This window comes from Cedecea sp. B1(4), assembly GCF_059414925.1.
The window spans coordinates 115,418-132,735 of record NZ_JCAHMZ010000003.1 but is presented as its reverse complement, the minus strand read 5'-3'; the positions used below and the strand labels follow the sequence as shown (position 1 = coordinate 132,735).

At 54.7% G+C, this 17,318-nt stretch carries 16 protein-coding genes; 8 read left to right on the top strand and 8 right to left on the bottom strand.

Going from position 1 to position 17,318, the window contains the following annotated elements:
• Positions 1-27: 27 nt before the first annotated feature.
• Positions 28-663: a peptide-methionine (S)-S-oxide reductase MsrA gene (gene msrA, locus ACR6JA_RS08135; RefSeq protein ID WP_494493856.1), complete on the top strand. Its 636-nt coding sequence runs from the start codon at positions 28-30 to the stop codon at positions 661-663.
• A gap of 47 nt (positions 664-710) precedes the next feature.
• On the opposite strand, the gene ACR6JA_RS08130 is transcribed toward msrA, so the two are convergent.
• Both ACR6JA_RS08130 and ACR6JA_RS08125 read right to left on the bottom strand, forming a co-directional pair.
• Positions 711-1,559 (bottom strand): hypothetical protein, encoded by an 849-nt coding sequence (locus ACR6JA_RS08130; RefSeq protein WP_494599137.1) that lies wholly within the window; start codon positions 1,557-1,559, stop codon positions 711-713.
• 57 nt (positions 1,560-1,616) lie between these two features.
• Positions 1,617-2,951 carry a hypothetical protein gene (locus ACR6JA_RS08125; RefSeq protein ID WP_494493855.1) on the bottom strand — a complete coding sequence of 445 codons (1,335 nt, stop codon included), beginning with the start codon at positions 2,949-2,951 and terminating at the stop codon, positions 1,617-1,619.
• A gap of 317 nt (positions 2,952-3,268) precedes the next feature.
• Between ACR6JA_RS08125 and paeA the strand changes: the two genes are divergently transcribed.
• Positions 3,269-4,606, top strand: a complete 1,338-nt coding sequence (gene paeA / locus ACR6JA_RS08120) for a polyamine export protein PaeA (RefSeq protein WP_008460431.1) — start codon at positions 3,269-3,271, stop codon at positions 4,604-4,606.
• A gap of 223 nt (positions 4,607-4,829) precedes the next feature.
• On the opposite strand, the gene ACR6JA_RS08115 is transcribed toward paeA, so the two are convergent.
• Positions 4,830-5,036 carry a DUF1107 domain-containing protein gene (locus ACR6JA_RS08115; protein WP_008460430.1) on the bottom strand — a complete coding sequence of 69 codons (207 nt, stop codon included), beginning with the start codon at positions 5,034-5,036 and terminating at the stop codon, positions 4,830-4,832.
• A gap of 325 nt (positions 5,037-5,361) precedes the next feature.
• Here ACR6JA_RS08115 and ACR6JA_RS08110 point away from each other — a divergent pair, with 325 nt between their 5' ends.
• Entirely contained in the window at positions 5,362-5,919 is a 558-nt protein-coding gene (locus ACR6JA_RS08110) for a YtfJ family protein (RefSeq protein WP_008460428.1), read from the top strand.
• Here the strand turns inward: ACR6JA_RS08110 and cysQ are convergent.
• The gene (cysQ, locus tag ACR6JA_RS08105; protein ID WP_008460426.1) at positions 5,909-6,655 is read right to left on the bottom strand and encodes a 3'(2'),5'-bisphosphate nucleotidase CysQ; all 747 of its coding nucleotides are present in this window, start codon (positions 6,653-6,655) and stop codon (positions 5,909-5,911) included. The genes ACR6JA_RS08110 and cysQ overlap by 11 nt on opposite strands.
• A 201-nt stretch (positions 6,656-6,856) precedes the next feature.
• Between cysQ and ACR6JA_RS08100 the strand changes: the two genes are divergently transcribed.
• Positions 6,857-8,788 (top strand): bifunctional 2',3'-cyclic-nucleotide 2'-phosphodiesterase/3'-nucleotidase, encoded by a 1,932-nt coding sequence (locus ACR6JA_RS08100; protein ID WP_494493854.1) that lies wholly within the window; start codon positions 6,857-6,859, stop codon positions 8,786-8,788.
• A gap of 5 nt (positions 8,789-8,793) precedes the next feature.
• On the opposite strand, the gene ACR6JA_RS08095 is transcribed toward ACR6JA_RS08100, so the two are convergent.
• Positions 8,794-9,189: a winged helix-turn-helix transcriptional regulator gene (locus ACR6JA_RS08095; protein WP_008460422.1), complete on the bottom strand. Its 396-nt coding sequence runs from the start codon at positions 9,187-9,189 to the stop codon at positions 8,794-8,796.
• 92 nt (positions 9,190-9,281) lie between these two features.
• Here ACR6JA_RS08095 and ACR6JA_RS08090 point away from each other — a divergent pair, with 92 nt between their 5' ends.
• From ACR6JA_RS08090 to ACR6JA_RS08080, 3 genes are all read left to right on the top strand, one after another.
• A complete protein-coding gene (locus ACR6JA_RS08090; protein WP_494493853.1) occupies positions 9,282-10,130 on the top strand; it encodes an SDR family oxidoreductase in 849 nt (282 codons plus the stop codon).
• 78 nt (positions 10,131-10,208) lie between these two features.
• Positions 10,209-11,030: an AraC family transcriptional regulator gene (locus ACR6JA_RS08085; RefSeq protein ID WP_494493852.1), complete on the top strand. Its 822-nt coding sequence runs from the start codon at positions 10,209-10,211 to the stop codon at positions 11,028-11,030.
• 80 nt (positions 11,031-11,110) lie between these two features.
• Positions 11,111-12,076, top strand: coding sequence for a DMT family transporter (locus ACR6JA_RS08080; RefSeq protein WP_213714691.1), 966 nt, complete (start codon positions 11,111-11,113; stop codon positions 12,074-12,076).
• 62 nt (positions 12,077-12,138) lie between these two features.
• On the opposite strand, the gene ACR6JA_RS08075 is transcribed toward ACR6JA_RS08080, so the two are convergent.
• Complete coding sequence (locus ACR6JA_RS08075) at positions 12,139-13,794, bottom strand: methyl-accepting chemotaxis protein (protein ID WP_494493851.1); 1,656 nt, start codon at positions 13,792-13,794, stop codon at positions 12,139-12,141.
• 245 nt (positions 13,795-14,039) lie between these two features.
• On the opposite strand from ACR6JA_RS08075, the gene ytfE reads away from it, so the two are divergent.
• Positions 14,040-14,705, top strand: a complete 666-nt coding sequence (ytfE, locus tag ACR6JA_RS08070; protein WP_213714694.1) for an iron-sulfur cluster repair protein YtfE — start codon at positions 14,040-14,042, stop codon at positions 14,703-14,705.
• A gap of 65 nt (positions 14,706-14,770) precedes the next feature.
• Here the strand turns inward: ytfE and cycA are convergent, their stop codons facing one another.
• Both cycA and bamJ read right to left on the bottom strand, forming a co-directional pair.
• Positions 14,771-16,183, bottom strand: a complete 1,413-nt coding sequence (cycA, locus tag ACR6JA_RS08065) for a D-serine/D-alanine/glycine transporter (RefSeq protein WP_039289735.1) — start codon at positions 16,181-16,183, stop codon at positions 14,771-14,773.
• Between the two features lie 278 nt (positions 16,184-16,461).
• Positions 16,462-17,082: a BamJ family beta-barrel-assembly machinery protein gene (gene bamJ, locus ACR6JA_RS08060; protein ID WP_008460415.1), complete on the bottom strand. Its 621-nt coding sequence runs from the start codon at positions 17,080-17,082 to the stop codon at positions 16,462-16,464.
• Positions 17,083-17,318: the final 236 nt, after the last annotated feature.

Here is a 17,318-nt window from a genome sequence, read left to right as displayed (position 1 = left end):
TTGCCGATTCTCGGGAGATCCAACACCATGTCATTCTTCGACAAAACGCACACTGTGACGCAGGCCGATGCCCTGCCGGGCCGCAACACGCCGATGCCGGTCGCCACGCTTCACGCGGTTAACGAACACTCGATGACAAATGTACCAGACGGGATGGAAATCGCGCTGTTTGCGATGGGATGTTTTTGGGGCGTAGAGCGCCTGTATTGGGAGATTCCTGGCGTATACAGTACGGCGGCCGGCTACAGCGGCGGCTACACGCCCAACCCAACCTATCGCGAAGTTTGCAGCGGCCAGACCGGCCATGCTGAAGCGGTGCGAGTGGTTTATGATCCGAAAGTAGTTAGCTACGAGCAGCTTTTACAGGTGTTCTGGGAAAATCACGACCCGGCTCAGGGGATGCGCCAGGGCGGGGACGTCGGCACCCAGTACCGTTCGGCCATATACCCGCTCACGCCGGAACAGGACAAAGCCGCCCACGCCAGCTTTGAACGTTTCCAGGCCGCGATGAATGCCGCCGGCGATAAACGCCAGGCCACCACTGAAATCGCCAACGCAGGTCCGTTCTACTACGCGGAAGACGACCACCAGCAATATCTGTACAAGAATCCGCACGGCTACTGCGGCATTGGCGGCATCGGCGTTTGTCTGCCGCCTCAGTAAGCTTCGCGATAAAGCCAGTCAACCGACTGGCTTTTTCTTTAACGTCGTTAGCCAAAGCCAACCCAGGCCTTTTGATTATTCACATCCAGCGTAGCGGAAGTATGCCCATTCCCGAGGCTGGCCATGCTGATGTTATTTGCCACGCCATGCTTATTCAGCGCCGCCAGCATCGCCCGCACGTTACCCGCCGATCCCTGATCGTTAGCCCCGACCAGGAACACCTCGGTTTTGCGTGCCGACGGATGCAAATGCCGGGACAGCATATCCTCCAGAGGGATCCCACCGGAGCCACTGCGCTGCGGGTTATCCATATGCAGCGCCAGGCTTTTCCCATCCTGAACAATCATCGCCGCCAGACAAGGTGCCAGGTCGGTGGTGAATAAGGCCGTTTTCTGCCGGGGAGGCTGATGAATTACCTGCGCGCGGTTATTGCCCTGGGCAAAAAACTGCAGTTTGTAACCTTCATCCGCAAAACGTTCATGCGAGCGACGAAACGGTACGCCCTGGTTGTGCTGATTCATCGCCAGTTGCAGCGTTTGCAGGGAGCCCAACTGTAAAAGCGCTTTGGCCGGAAAAGTCTGCAGCGGGTTGCCGGACAAATTCAAATGTTTAAGGTGCGTCAGCGCGCCCAGGGAGTCAGGTAGCGCCGTCAGACCTCGCTCGCTCAGATCTAATGTTTCCCCACGGCACTGAAAGTTATTCATTATTTCGCTACACACCGCCGCTCTGGCTTTGCCTTCTTCCGCTGTAGGAGCCGCAGCGGTCCAATTCTTGAGATCGCCGTGTAAATCACTCGCGTGCAGGCCAGAGGAAGCGGCCTTCAACGCTGCCGTTGAGGATGTGGTGGAGAATGGTGGCAGACCTGAAGGTCGCGCTGCCGTAGAATTAATATGCATAATCAGGCTCCGAAAATAGACTGCCTGTGTGTGGACGTAACTCCCCCATCGGTTCCTTTACACCTGCTGCTCTGCGGCATTAAGGGAAGTTGCTGGCTGGCGATTTAAGGCCGCCTGCAGCTGATGCCCGATCCAGCCTGCCGCCGAGTTCACGGCAGCAGGGACCTTTTCCTGCAGCGTTTGTGTCATTTTGTCCGCCACGGCGTCAGCAAGGATCTCAGCCGCAGGTACGGCGAAGAACACCGGGGCAGAGGCCACGACGTTGATCGAATGGCTGATGGCGCTCAGCGAAGCGGCATTCACTCTGGGGAAGGCGTGGGCGACAGCTGCGCCAATCGCGCTACGCAGGCTAATCACACCGGCAAAGCCCCCGGCCAGCATCGCCGTTTTCCCAAGGCTCGGTGCAGAAAGAACGCTTGCCGTCGCTTTCAGGCTATCCGTGGCAATGTCCAGGGGCAGCTTCGCCACGCGCTGAGCGGCGTTTTTAAGCGTATCGCTCACCACATGCGTATTTTTCAAGTCAGTGAACCGCTGCTGCCAGTCGTTGCGCCCCAGCAAATACTCCGGCCCGGATCGGCCTTTGCTTTCGTCCACCGCATGCAGAATGGCGCTCATCGCACCACCCGCCACCACGCCGCCCGCTGCGGACAGCCACGTATCGGCTTCACCGGCCACTTTCGCCCCGGCAAAATGCGTCAAGGTGGCCGCCGTCGCCAGGCGCGCCAGATTACGTGCCGAATAGGTCTGAATGGCTAACCCGGTTTCTGCCACCGTCGTCAGCAAGCTCGCTTTTGCCTCTTTTACCGCTTCACGCATGACCGGATGCAGGTCGCTGTCTTTAGCAGACAGCCACGGATTTGTTGCCGTGGCGCGGTTAAGCAGCGTGGTGCCAATGGTGTCGGCGATGCTGGACTGCAGGCCAGCATGGAGACCAATTTCCGCCGCAGTGTGGGCAAAAGCGCTCAGCAGCGGGACTTTATCGTAGGCGACAGACGCGGCGGCAAACGGAATAGCTCGCACGGCACCTCGCGCAACTTGCCCTAGCCTGTCCAGTTGCTGCCCTTTAGTCAGCACGGCTTCAACAGAGGCGGGCGTTTCCCCCATTTTGTGTAATTCACGGGTTCTCGACTCAATCAGAGCATGCATTTCAGCATGGTTATCGCCGTTAATATGTTTGCCAAACAGCGTGCCAAGCTGGTGATGGATCGCGGCTTCATTGGCCGAGCCATAAACGCTGTTACCCACGAAATGCAGACTTTCATGCGCGCTTACGGCAGCAGAAGTGGCCACAGATGAACCCGAAGCGATCGACGCCGGTCGCTGGCCGCTGTGTTCCGGTAAGGGAGGAAGCTCCGGCGCATGTCTGTGCACGGAAGTAACGGAATTGACCATGTGAACGCTCTCCTGATAGTGGGCTAACCGGTCAGGTGAGTGGCAAAAATAGAAGAAAAGTTCCGGGGATAAAAAGAAGAAAAGCAGCTTATACAATGCGCCAAACGTTAATCCCATTAATCAAAAAACAGATCAATAACAACGCGGCTTTCCGCCGGTTAAATTACAGCCTCTGGTAGCACATCCCATCCTTACGCTATACTACTCCTTGAATTTGCTGGCTCGTTCACAAAAGCGGCCAGCATTTCTTGTGTTTGACCCCTGAGATTTATCCACTTTTCCCTTCCGAGGACCTGGCCACAACAGCCAGATAAATTATGTTAAACAGTATTTTGATAATACTTATCCTTATTGCTATTAGTGCCTTTTTCTCAATCTCTGAGATCTCGCTTGCCGCCTCTCGTAAAATCAAACTTAAGCTGCTGGCCGATGAAGGCAACGTCAATGCCCAGCGCGTGCTAAAGATGCAAGAAACGCCGGGCATGTTCTTTACCGTCGTACAAATTGGCCTTAACGCCGTGGCAATTCTCGGCGGTATCGTCGGCGATGCAGCTTTCTCACCGGCGTTTAAAATTCTGTTGGAGCGTTTTCTGGCTCCAGAACTCGCCGACCAGCTCAGCTTTATTATCTCATTCACCCTCGTCACCAGCCTGTTCATTCTGTTCGCAGACCTCACCCCGAAACGCATCGGTATGATTTCTCCCGAAACGGTTGCTTTACGTATTATCAACCCGATGCGCTTCTGTCTGTTTGTTTTCAGACCTTTAGTGTGGTTCTTCAACGGCCTGGCTAACGTTATTTTCCGCATCTTCAAGCTGCCGATGGTGCGTAAAGACGACATTACTTCTGACGACGTTTACGCGGTGTTTGAAGCCGGTGCGCTGGCAGGCGTGCTGCGTAAACAGGAACACGAACTGATTGAAAACGTCTTTGAGCTGGAATCGCGTACCGTGCCGTCTTCCATGACCTCGCGCGAAAACGTGATTTGGTTCGACCTGCACGCCGACGAGCAAAGCCTGAAGTCCACCATCGCTGAACATCCGCATTCCAAGTTCCTGGTGTGTAACGGCGATATCGACCACGTCGTTGGCTATGTTGATTCCAAAGAGCTGCTGAACCGCGTGCTGGGCAACCAAAGCATGGCGCTGAACAGCGGTGTGCATCTGCGTAACGCCCTGATTGTCCCGGACACCCTGACGCTCTCCGAAGCGCTGGAAAGCTTTAAAACCGCCGGGGAAGACTTCGCGGTTATCATGAACGAATACGCGCTGGTGGTGGGTATCATTACCCTGAACGACGTGATGACGACGCTGATGGGCGACCTGGTCGGCCAGGGGATGGAGGAGCAAATCGTTGCCCGTGATGAAAACTCATGGCTGGTGGAAGGCGGTACGCCAATTGACGACGTGATGCGCGTACTGGATATCGATGAGTTCCCGCAGTCCGGTAACTACGAAACCATCGGCGGGTTCATGATGTTTATGCTGCGTAAGATCCCGAAACGCACCGACTCGGTGAAGTTCTCCGGCTACAAGTTCGAGGTGGTGGATATTGATAACTACCGCATCGACCAGCTGCTGGTAACGCGTATCGACAATAAGCCTGTCGCGCTGTCGCCAAAGCTGCCTGATGGTGAAGAGCCTCAGGAGCAGTAAGCAAGCTCTACAAATACTAACGGCCCCTTCGGGGCCACTTCAGACAGCAAGTAGCAGAACCAGAAAGAAATAGTGTCAGCAGCCGTTTCTCTATAAACCAGGAAAACCAATGCATTGGTTTTCGGCTGATAACCACAAAGAGGGAAAAACCACGCTTTTTTTCTCTTTGTCCAGAAACACTAACGGCCCCTTCGGGGCCGTTTTTTTACGTTCATCTATGGGCTTACCCCATATCCGCCTGTAAGCGCATCACTTGGCGGTTGACCTCGGACATCACCGAGTAGTGCTGCTTATCCTTAACTTTCGGGACAAGGATTTTGCCCTTATCAAATTCGAAAGCGCCAACGTCCTTGATATACAACCGTCCACGGAACAGGATCTTCACGTACTTCGCCACCTGAAGGGGGTTGTAACGTTGGAAAATTTTCATTGTTCTTTACTCCTGCATGTTAACGCCTCTGCAAGCTACATTTGGCCCGACAAAATGAGGCGAAAAAGTTTGGTGCTCGAAAACTATAGTCCAGATATCGAAGGTCACCTAGTGTGTAGAAGTTTTTTTACTAAAAGATTACAAAGTTGCAGAACAATATTTTTAAATGTAAAAAACGGCAGCGTAAGCCTTCAAATTTCAGGGTTATGTGCGTCAGCCCGCAAACTGGCACTTTGCTTGCGGGACAGATGCTTATTCAGCACATATGCTTAAAACATCGGCCCAAGTGGTCGGATCACCTGCTAACAACAATAAGGAGTCACCGATGACCCTGCGCAAAACGCTGGCGCTGTCTCTGCTGCTGCTGCCGCTCATGGCCTCAGCCCATAACTTTGAAAATAATCAGCGAGTTTCCCCTATTGGCATTACCGATAAGGGTGAACTGGTGCTGGATAACAATAAGTTTAGTTATAAAAACTGGAATAGCGCGCAGCTGCCTGGGAAAGTGAGAGTCCTGCAGCATATTGCCGGCCGCTCGAGCGCCAAAGAAGAAAATGCGGCCATGGTCGAAGCCATCAAAGCGGCAAAATTCCCGCATGATAAGTACCAGACCACCACCATTGTGAACACTGACGACGCAATTGTTGGCACCAGCATGTTTGTGCGCAGCAGCATCGAAAGTAATAAGAAAGAGTTTCCGTGGTCGCAGTTTATCGTCGACAGCAACGGCGTAGCGGCGAAAGCGTGGCAGCTGCAACAGGGCGGCTCAGCTATCGTGGTACTGGATAAAGAAGGCAGAATTCAGTTCGCCAAAGATGGCCCGTTAACCCAGCAGGAAGTGCAGCAGGTGATTAGCCTGCTGCAAGGGTTACTCAGTAAATAGAAACACGGAAACCTGGGTTCAGGAACGACTCGCGCGGGGTATAGTCCAGCGGCTTACCCTGCCAGTCATGAACGTGCGCCCCGGCAGCGACCGCCACGGCGTGCCCTGCTGCGGTGTCCCAGATATTGGTTGGCCCAAAGCGAGGATAGAGCTGGGCCTGACCGTCTGCCACCAGGCAGAACTTCAGCGACGAGCCAATGGCCGTGGTTTGGTGCTCACCCATCTGCTGGAGATACTCTTTTAGCTCGCTATCGTTGGCGGCATGAGACCGGCTGACCACCACGCGCGGCGGGCGGGCATCCCGCACATGAATCTGATTGCGTACGCCGCACTCTTCTTTCCAGGCCTTCCCCTCTGCGGCGCTGTACATAATCTTCAGCACCGGCGCGTAGACAACGCCCATCACCGCTTTTCCACCTTCAATAAGCGCGATATTCACGGTGAACTCGCCGTTACGCTTAAGAAACTCTTTTGTACCGTCCAGCGGATCGACCAGCCAGTAGCGCTGCCAGCTTTGGCGGGTATCCCACGACTGGGGATCTTCTTCTGACAGCACGGGGATGTCCGGCGTCAACGCTTTCAGCCCTTTCAGAATAATGTCGTGGGCGGCAAGATCCGCCGCCGTTACCGGAGAGTCATCAAGCTTATGTGTCGCCTGAAGCGGTTTCTCTCCCTCATAAACCTGCATGATAGCGGCCCCGGCCTCGCGGGCCAGCTGGCAAATTTGTTCTAACATTCTCCACCTCGTGTTGTGTCTCTGCGCTACATCGAGCGAATAACTTATTGTTTTACTTATATCTCATTGCACCACGATGCGCTATCTGTGAAGCATTTCTGGTTTACCGGACTTAAATTCTGGCAGACTTCACAAAATTGTAAGCAACAGTCTGTATATACATTGCCCTTTGTGGCGTACCTCTAAAAAGGACATTTAAACATGATTAAGTTTAGCGCAACGCTTCTGGCGACGCTGATAGCCGCCAGCGTCAATGCGGCCACCGTTGACCTGCGGATCATGGAAACGACCGATCTGCACAGCAACATGATGGACTTCGATTACTACAAAGATACGCCGACAGAGAAGTTCGGTCTGGTACGCACAGCAAGTTTGATCAATGCCGCGCGCGGTGAAGTCACTAACAGCGTACTGGTGGATAACGGCGATATTATTCAGGGCAGCCCGCTCGGTGATTACGCGGCCGCAAAAGGGCTTAAAGCCGGGGAAATTCATCCGGTTTATAAAGCGCTGAATACGCTCGACTATACGGTCGGCAACCTGGGCAACCACGAATTCAACTACGGCCTCGACTTCCTGCACAAAGCCCTCGCTGGCGCGAAATTCCCGTACGTGAACGCCAATATCATCGACGTGAAAACCCAGAAGCCAATGTTCACGCCGTACCTGATTAAAGAAACCGAAGTCAAAGACAAAGACGGTAAAACCCAGACGCTGCGCATCGGCTACATCGGCTTCGTGCCGCCGCAAATCATGACCTGGGATAAAGCCAACCTGAGCGGCAAAGTGACGGTGAACGACATTACCGAAACCGCCAAAAAATACGTGCCGGAAATGCGCCAACAGGGCGCTGATGTAGTCGTCGTGATTGCCCACTCGGGTCTGTCCAGCGAGCCTTATAAGGCGATGGCAGAAAACTCCGTTTATTACCTCAGCCAGGTAGCAGGCGTGGACGCCATTATGTTCGGCCATGCCCATGCCGTATTCCCTGGTAAAGACTTTGCCAATATTAAAGGGGCCGATATCGAAAAAGGCACCCTGAACGGCGTGCCTGCCGTGATGCCGGGCATGTGGGGCGACCACCTCGGCGTGGTGGATCTGGTGCTGAACAACGATTCCGGCAGTTGGAAGGTCACCAGCAGCAAGGCGGAAGCGCGGCCAATTTATGACAGTGTAGCCAAAAAATCGCTGGCGGCAGAAGATCAGAACCTGAAGAAAGTGCTTGAGCACGATCACACTGCAACCCGCGAGTTTGTCAGCAAGCCGGTGGGGAAATCGGCTGACAACATGTACAGCTATCTGGCGCTGGTGCAGGACGATCCCACCGTTCAGGTGGTGAATAACGCGCAGAAAGCCTACGTCGAGAAATACATTCAGGGCGATCCGGACCTTGCGAACCTGCCGGTGCTTTCCGCCGCCGCGCCGTTCAAAGTGGGCGGGCGTAAAAACGATCCGGCCAGCTTTGTTGAAGTTGAAAAAGGCCAGCTGACCTTCCGCAACGCCGCCGATCTCTACCTTTACCCGAACACGCTGGTGGTGGTGAAAGCGACCGGTAAAGAAGTTAAAGAGTGGCTGGAGTGTTCCGCCGGGCAGTTCAACCAGATCGACGTGAACAGCACTAAGCCTCAGGAACTGATCAACTGGGATGGCTTCCGTACCTACAACTTCGACGTCATCGACGGCGTGAACTACCAGATAGACGTCAGCCAGCCGGCTCGCTACGACGGTGAATGCCAGATGGTGAACCCGAAGGCCGAGCGCATCAAAGACCTCACCTTCAAGGGTAAACCTATCGACCCGAATGCCGTCTTCCTGGTCGCAACCAATAACTACCGCGCTTACGGCGGCAAGTTTGCCGGCACCGGCGATAGCCACATCGCGTTTGCTTCCCCGGATGAGAACCGCTCGGTGCTGGCTAACTGGATCGGTGCTCAGGGCGAAATTCACCCTGCGGCGGACAACAACTGGCGTCTGGCGCCTATAGCCAGCAAGCGGCCGCTGGACATCCGCTTTGAAACCTCGCCGACCGACAAAGCCGCCGCCTTTATCAAAGAAAAAGGCCAATACCCAATGAAAAAGGTCGCTAACGACGACATTGGTTTTGCTGTCTATCAGCTTGATTTAAGCAAGTAAGTTCCTCAGGCGTCCCGTTTCTCCCGGGACGCCATCACCTGCGGCAAATTCCCCTCGATCCAGTCGGCCAGCGCGGCCACTTTCTCGGCAATTTCGTGGCCCATCGGCGTCAGCGTGTACTCTACGTGCGGCGGTACAACCGGGTAAGATTTGCGATCCACAAAACCGTCCGCCTCCAGCCACTGCAGCGTCTGCGCCAGCATTTTCTCGCTCACACCGCCCATCTTGCGCCTTAAATCGCTAAAACGATGCGTGCCGTCCTGTAATGCCACTAAAATTAAGACACCCCAGCGGCTGGTCACGTGTTTCAGCACATCCCGCGAGGGGCATTTGTCGCTAAACAGATTGCCGTTGCGCAGTTGCTCGCTCAGCGTCATGGGCGCTTCGATGATTTCACTCATTTAACACTTACCTTTTTGTACGTACTTACTAAAAGTTAGTTAGGGTGCTAGTGTGGCACAACTTGTTCGAAACATCACTCAGGAGATTGATCATGATTGCGATTACCGGCGCATCCGGCCAGTTGGGCCGCCTTGTTATTGAAGATTTGTTGAAAACCGTGAAAGCCGAAGAGATCGTGGCCGTTGTGCGTAACCCGGCCAAAGTTGACGATTTTGCCAGCCGTGGCGTACAGGTTCGCGAGGCAGATTACGGGGATGTGTCAGCCCTGGCAAAAGCGTTCTCCAGCGTGGAAAAAGTGCTGCTGATCTCCTCCAGCGAGGTTGGCCAGCGCGCCACTCAGCACAACAATATTATTGTCGCAGCTAAACAGGCAGGCGTGAAACTCATCGCCTATACCAGCCTGCTGCATGCCGACAAATCGCCACTGGCCCTCGCCGAAGAACACATTGTCACGGAGCAGCAGCTCAAAGCCTCCGGCGTTCCATTCGCGCTGCTGCGTAACGGCTGGTATACCGAAAACTATCTGGCCAGCGTGCCGCCTGCGATTCAGCACGGCGTGTTTATCGGCAGCGCCGGGGAAGGCAAAATCGCCTCTGCAACGCGGGCTGATTACGCGGCAGCGGCTGCTAAAGTGATGACGCTGGATAACCAGGCAGGCAAAGTTTATGAACTGGCGGGAGATCACGGCTGGACGCTGACCGAACTGGCGGCGGAAGTCAGCCAGCAAAGCGGCAAGCCCGTGGTTTATCAAAACCTGAACGAAGCCGATTTTAAAGCTGCGCTGCAGGGTGCTGGCCTGCCGGAAGGCTTTGCCGCGCTGCTGGCAAACTCCGATGCCGGCGCGGAAAAAGGCGGTCTTTTTGACGACAGCCATCAGCTTAGCAAGCTGATTGGCCGCCCAACCACGCCGCTTCGCGACAGCGTGAAAGGCGCCTTTTAATTGTTAAAAAGTGGTTAATAACTAGCCCTGTACACGGACATCTCTATAATAACGGGAGAATCCGCGTGGAGTGAAAGCGTGCAGGGAGTTCCCGAGCAGTTTAGCGATGAGAGAGACAGCGCCCAGTTCCGGCATTTGCCGCAGCTGCCGGGCGTTGAGCTTTATCACGCCCATATTGCGAAATACGCCTTTGAACCACACACCCACGAAGCCTTCGGCATCGGGGCCATCACCTGGGGCGCAGAGCGCTTCCGCTACCGGGGCGAGCAACTGGTTGCCCCCACAGACTCTCTGGTGTTGATGAACCCGGATGAGCTGCATACCGGCGAAGCTGCCAGCGAAGACGGCTGGCAGTACCGCATGATTTACCTGGATCCTAACATGCTGGAGTCGCTGACCGGGGAGAGAAGCTGGTGGTTTAACGCCGCCGTGAATCACGATCCCGCCCGCGCCCGCCAGGTTTCGCAATTTATTGCGGGCCTTTGGCAGGCCGAGGATACGCTCACTCAGCAGGGGCTGTTGCTGAATCTTGTTGAGGCATTTCGCCCCTACGCCCGCCATCTTCCAGGGCTTCACGAGGCGGCAAACCGCTTCGCCCTCGTGCGCGAATACCTCTACGACAACTATATGCACACTATCACCCTTGAAGATTTAGCGGGGCTGGTGTCCCTTAGTCCTTACCATTTCCAAAGGCAGTTCAAAGCCTGTTATCACGTCACCCCGCATCAGATGCTGATGGCCATTCGCCTGTGGCACGCCAAACAATTCCTCACTAACGGCATGCCCGCAGCCCAGGTTGCCGCCGCCAGCGGCCTGACGGACCAGGCGCACCTGACCCGCGCCTTTGCCCAGCGCTATGGCATTACCCCCGGGCGTTACCAAAAGCAGGTCACCCGCTAACAAGACAGCAACCTGGTACAATACGCCACAGCACGATCCCCCTACACTGCCGCTAAATTGTGTTGTTGCAGGAAATAAAGATGTTAAGTGGTGTGCTGTACGCCCTGCTGGCGGGGCTGATGTGGGGATTAATTTTTGTGGGGCCAATCATCGTCCCGGACTATCCGGCTGCCCTGCAGTCGACCGGGCGCTATCTGGCCCTTGGGCTGATTGCGATTCCCATTGCCTGGCTTGGACGCAAGCGCCTACGCGAGCTGAGCCGCCAGGACTGGTTTACCGCCCTGAAGCTCTCGAGCGTCGGGAACCTGATTTATTACGTCTGCCTGGCAAGCGCCATTCAGCGTACCGGGGCGCCTATCGCGACGATGATCATCGGCACGCTGCCGGTCGTTATCCCCATTTTTGCTAACCTGCTGTACAGCAAAAGGGACGGCAAGCTGCCGTGGCGACGCCTTGCCCCGGCGCTGGTGGTGATTGCCGCCGGACTTATCATGGTAAATACCGCAGAGCTTCGCGGAGAGCAGGCCGATTTCAGCTGGTGGCGCTACGCCAGCGGTATCCTGCTGGCCTTTGTTTCGGTGGCCTGTTGGGCCTGGTATGCCCTGCGCAATGCCCGCTGGCTTCGGGAAAATCCGGATAAAAACCCTATGATGTGGGCCACGGTTCAGGGGCTTTCCACGCTGCCCTTCTCGCTTATCGGTTATGCCGCCGTGTGCATTTGGATGGGCAGTCATGATTCAGGTTTTACCCTGCCCTTCGGCCCGCGCCCGGAAGTCTTTATCACCCTGATGCTGGCGATTGCCATTCTTTGTTCGTGGCTGGGGAATCTGTGCTGGAACATTGCCTGCCAGCGCCTGCCGACGGTGATTGTCGGCCCGTTGATTGTCTTTGAAATTTTAGCCGGCCTGGCGTACAACTTCATGATTCGGCAAAGCTGGCCGCCTCTGCTGACGCTCTGTGGGGTCCTATGCCTTACGATTGGCGTAGTGCTGTCGGTGCGATCCAAACCGGAGAAAGCAACGGTGGTTCAGGTTTCCGAGGCATAAAAAAGCCGGGATTTAACCCGGCCTTAAGAAGAAGATCCCGGCTTAAAATCGCCGGGATTTTTTTAGAAGGTTTCCCAGTTCGCATCCGAAACCGGCATCACTTGTTTGGTTTTCAATTGCGGCGTTTTTACATGAGTTGCTTTTGCAAGGCTCGGCGCACGACGGCTGATTTTAAACACCGCCACTGCTTCATTAAGACGCGAAGCCTGCTCTTCAAGCGCCGCCGCTGCGGCCGCAGATTCTTCGACCAGTGAGGCATTCTGCTGGGTTACGCGGTCCATCTCCGCCACGGCCTGCCCAACCTGGTCGATACCCCGGCTTTGCTCGTCCGAGGCGGATGCAATTTCCCCCATAATATCGGTAACCCGGGTTACGGCGCTGACGATTTCCGCCATCGTTTTACCGGCTTCATTCACCAGCTCTGAGCCCGCGTTAACGCGCTCGCCGGAATCATCGATCAGCGCTTTAATCTCTTTTGCCGCCTGGGCACTGCGCTGGGCAAGCGTACGTACTTCACCCGCGACCACGGCAAACCCACGCCCCTGCTCACCTGCTCTGGCCGCCTCTACCGCAGCGTTAAGCGCCAGGATGTTAGTCTGGAAAGCAATACCGTCAATAACGCTGGTGATTTGGGCGATTTTGCTTGAACTGGTGGCAATTTCATCCATCGTCCGCACCACGCCTTCAACCACGTTGCCGCCTTTTTTCGCTGTTGTGGAAGCGTCCAGCGCCAGACGAGAAGCCTGCCGTGCGTTGTCGGCGTTTTGCTTCACCGTCGCCGTCAGCTGTTCCATGCTGGCCGCCGTTTCTTCCAGCGAAGCCGCCTGCTGTTCGGTACGGGAAGAGAGATCGTTGCTGCCGGCAGAGATTTCACCGGCGCCGGTATAAATGGTGTCGGCCCCGTCGCGCACTACGCTGACGGTATTTGCCAGGGCGGTTTGCATCTCTTTCACGCTATCAGCCAGAAGGGCCATTTCGTTTTTGCCTTCGGCCTCAATAGGCCTGGTCAGGTCACCTGCGGCAATGGCACGAATATGATCCATCACTTCACGCAGCGGCATCAGCAGGACGCGACGCATCGCGACCCAGCTCACCACAATCACGCCGATGACGCCAAGCATGACGATGCTGAGGATCCACAGAATCCGCTGGTAGTCCGCCTGATTATCGCGCACGCCCTGGCTGGAAAGCTCGGCCTGCTCATCGCGCCATTCACGGTAGACCTTCTGCATCGCCACCTGCTTTTGTTCCGCATTCTGCTTGAACATTTGCTCCAGGTTGCCCTGGGCCAGGAAGGTGTTCATTTTGGCAAGCGTTGAAGCGTAGTTATGGTATTGCGCTTCCAGCTCATCGCTCAGGTGTGGCCGCAGCCCCGGGGTATCGGGTAACGCTTGATACTTTTCGAAATGGCTTTGCGCTTCCGCCAGTAGTGAATTAGCCGTGGCGACTAACTCCTGGAGCTGCCCGCCGTTGATCTGGTTCGCCATGCTGCCCTGAATACGCAACATGCCGCGGTTCAGCGTGACGCGGGCTTGGTTGAGGCCGATCCAGGCATCGGTAAATTCAGCCACGTTCTGGCTGGAGAGCTGGGAGACGTTAAAGTTGTTCTTGTCATTATTGAGGGCATTGATGAAAACCGTGGCTGACAGCAGCTGCATGAGCCCCAGCACAATCAACACGGTAACCAGTAAGGTGATAACTTTCATTCTTTTAAACATGTATAGCCTTTTCTTATGCAGATATTGTCCGACGTCTAACTATCGGCAGTACCTCCTGGTTATTTATGCTTCGCCTGGCAACAAACCACCATTTTTGGGGATTTTTTGTAATCATTCAGTATGTTAAGTGGAAAACATTTTTTGTGATCTATGTCTCGCTATGATCGCTGCCTCGAAAGGGTTATAGTGTGCACATAAAGATGCATTTAAAATACATCTTATATTTCATGATGAGGAATCAAGCTATGGCCTACCGCGATCAACCTTTAGGTGAACTGGCGCTGACTATTCCACGCGCTTCCGCGCTGTTCCGTAAACTGGATTTAGATTTTTGCTGCGGCGGAAAACAGACGCTGCTACGGGCGGCAACGCGTAAGGAGCTGGATCTCGAAAAGATTGAAGCTCAACTGGCCGTACTCGCCACAGAGACAGTAGAGAAAGACTGGCGCGCTGCGCCGCTGGCAGACATCATCGATCACATTATTGTGCGCTTCCACGACCGCCACCGTGAGCAGTTGCCGGAGCTGATTCTGCAGGCAACCAAAGTCGAGCGTGTCCATGCCGATAAGCCCAACGTGCCGAAAGGGCTGGCGAAATACCTCACCATGCTGCATCAGGAACTGAGTAGCCACATGATGAAAGAGGAACAAATCCTGTTCCCGATGATTAAACAAGGTATGGGCACTCAGGCCGGCGGCCCGATTAGCGTGATGGAAAGCGAGCATGATGATGCGGGCGAACTGCTGGAAGTGATTAAGCACACCACCAATAACGTCACGCCTCCGCCAGAAGCCTGCACGACGTGGAAAGCAATGTATAACGGGATTAATGAACTGATTGAAGACCTGATGAACCACATCAGTCTGGAGAATAACGTTCTGTTTCCACGCGCGTTGAGCGGGGAAAAATAAGTACTTCGCCTTACAAAAAAACCTCTCCACGAAAGGAGAGGTTTTTTAACATTTATACTGCGCGCTTACTTACCGATATTTGCCAGACGTTTCTTACCGATGAACAGCCAACCAGCCCCCAGCACAATGAACCACAGCGGCGTCACGATCAGCGCCTGACGGGTATCATCTTCCAGCGTCAGCAGGACAATCACAAAGACGAAGAACGCCATGCACACCCAGCACATCAGCTTGCCCAGCGGCATCTTATAGATGGACTTCTCGTGCAGATGAGGACGCTGTTTGCGGTACACCAGATACGAGCAAAGAATAATGGTCCAGACGAACATGAACAGAATCGCGGAAACCGTGGTGATCATAGTAAAAGCCGCAATCACGTTCGGGTTCACGTAAAGCATTACCACGCCGCCCAGCAGACAGATACAGGAGAAGGTTAACCCTTTCGCCGGTACCGCTCGTTTGGAAAGCTTAGCGAAGGCTTTAGGCGCCACGCCGTCCTGCGCCAGGCCGAACAGCATACGGCTGGTGGAGAACACGCCGCTGTTCGCGGAGGAAGCCGCAGAAGTCAGCACCACAAAGTTGATGATACTTGCCGCAGCCGGCAGGCCGACCAGCATGAAGAGCTCAACGAACGGACTCTTGTTCGGCACCACGGAGCTCCACGGCGTCACCGACATGATGATGATCAGCGAGAAGACGTAGAACATAATGATACGCACCGGGATCGAGTTAATCGCCCGCGGCAGTGATTTTTCAGGATCTTTGGTTTCCGCGGCAGTGGTGCCCACCAGCTCAATGCCCACGAAGGCAAAGACCGCTATCTGGAACCCGGCAAAGAAGCCGCTGATGCCTTTCGGGAACCAGCCGCCGTCGTTCCAGAGGTTGTTGAAGGAGGCCTCAACGCCAGACGGGGAATGGAAGCTAGTCAACACCATCACCAGGCCGATGACGATTAGCGCCACAATAGCGACGATTTTGATCATCGCGAACCAGAACTCCATCTCACCGAACATTTTCACGGTGGCCAGGTTCAGGCTCAGCAGCACCAGCACAACGGCCAGCGAGGCGACCCAGTCGGAAAGCCCGGGGAACCAGAACTGGGCGTAGGCGGTTATCGCCACGACGTCCGCCATACCGGTCACCACCCAGCAGAACCAATACGTCCAACCGGTGAAATATCCCGCCCACGGCCCCAGCAAATCTGCGGCAAAATCGCTGAACGATTTATATTCCAGATTCGATAGCAGCAGCTCGCCCATCGCACGCATCACGAAGAACAGCATAAAGCCGATGATCATGTAGACGAAGATGATGGACGGCCCCGCAAGGCTGATGGTTTTCCCTGACCCCATGAACAAGCCGGTGCCAATGGCACCCCCAATGGCAATAAGCTGAATATGGCGGTTTGTTAAATTACGCCGCAGCGACTGCTCGGTCGGCGCCTGAGCGTCGTCCGCGACTTTGACCTGATCTACCATGTTTGTATTTTCCTGTACCTGTCTGTTTTTTCAGGCTCTACTGGCCCGTGAACTGTTTTTACGTGATGTTGTTTTGTGTGATACGAGGTAAGAATCGGCGGGATAAATAATAAGCACAAGGGCAATGTTAATTTTTTGTTTAATTTGAGTGTGAAATCGCATTCACTGCGCGATATGGCTCACAAAAATACCCGTAAAACAGGTTAATGCAAGATAAAATCACGCTAATTTATTATTAGTCGATTAAAAACCCCGCACCTGGCGGGGTTCTGAGCGCTTTACAGAATTTCCAGCAGCTCGACTTCAAACACCAGGGTGCTGAAGGGTGGGATAGAAGCACCGGCACCGCGCTCACCGTAAGCGAGGTTGTGCGGAATGGTCAGTTCCCATTTGGAGCCAACCGGCATCAGGGTCAGCGCTTCGATCCAGCCAGCAATAACGCCGCTTACCGGGAACTCTGCCGGTTCGCCACGCTGGACGGAGCTATCGAAAACGGTGCCGTCGATCAGCTTGCCGGTGTAATGCACGCGAACGTGATCTTTCCGGGCAGGAATTGGGCCAGTGCCCTGAGTGATAACGCGGAATTGCAGGCCAGACTCGGTGCTGCTCACGCCTTCTTTCTCTGCGTTCTCAGCCAGGTATTTCTGGCCTTCTACCGCCAGCTCTTTCTGACGTTCGCGACGCACTTCGTCCGCACGTTCGTGAACTTCACGCAGAGCACGGTGTACAACGTCAACAGGCACGGCAGGGGCATTCCCTTCCAGCGCGTCACGGAGGCCAGCGACCAGCGCTTCTGGCAGTAAACCTTGCAGGCCGGACTCGCTCAGCTGCTGGCCTACCTGCAGACCAATACCGTAACTTGCTTGTGCTTCGACGCTGTCAAAAGAAGGGGTTGTCATGGATTTTCCTTTCATGATGTTTAAAAGCAAGCCCGAAGCATAACAGTGTCAATCCACAGGGTAAATGACATTGGAGGAAAGGTGACAAATGCAAACGAAACGGGAACAATAGCTTAAGCGGGCGCAAAACTGCGGTTCACCGTCACGGAAACCGGGATTGCTTCAGGCATCAGACAGTTAGCGTTTACACTCTAAATAATTCGAGTTGCAGCCAACATCGGCAGCTTGAAGCAGGA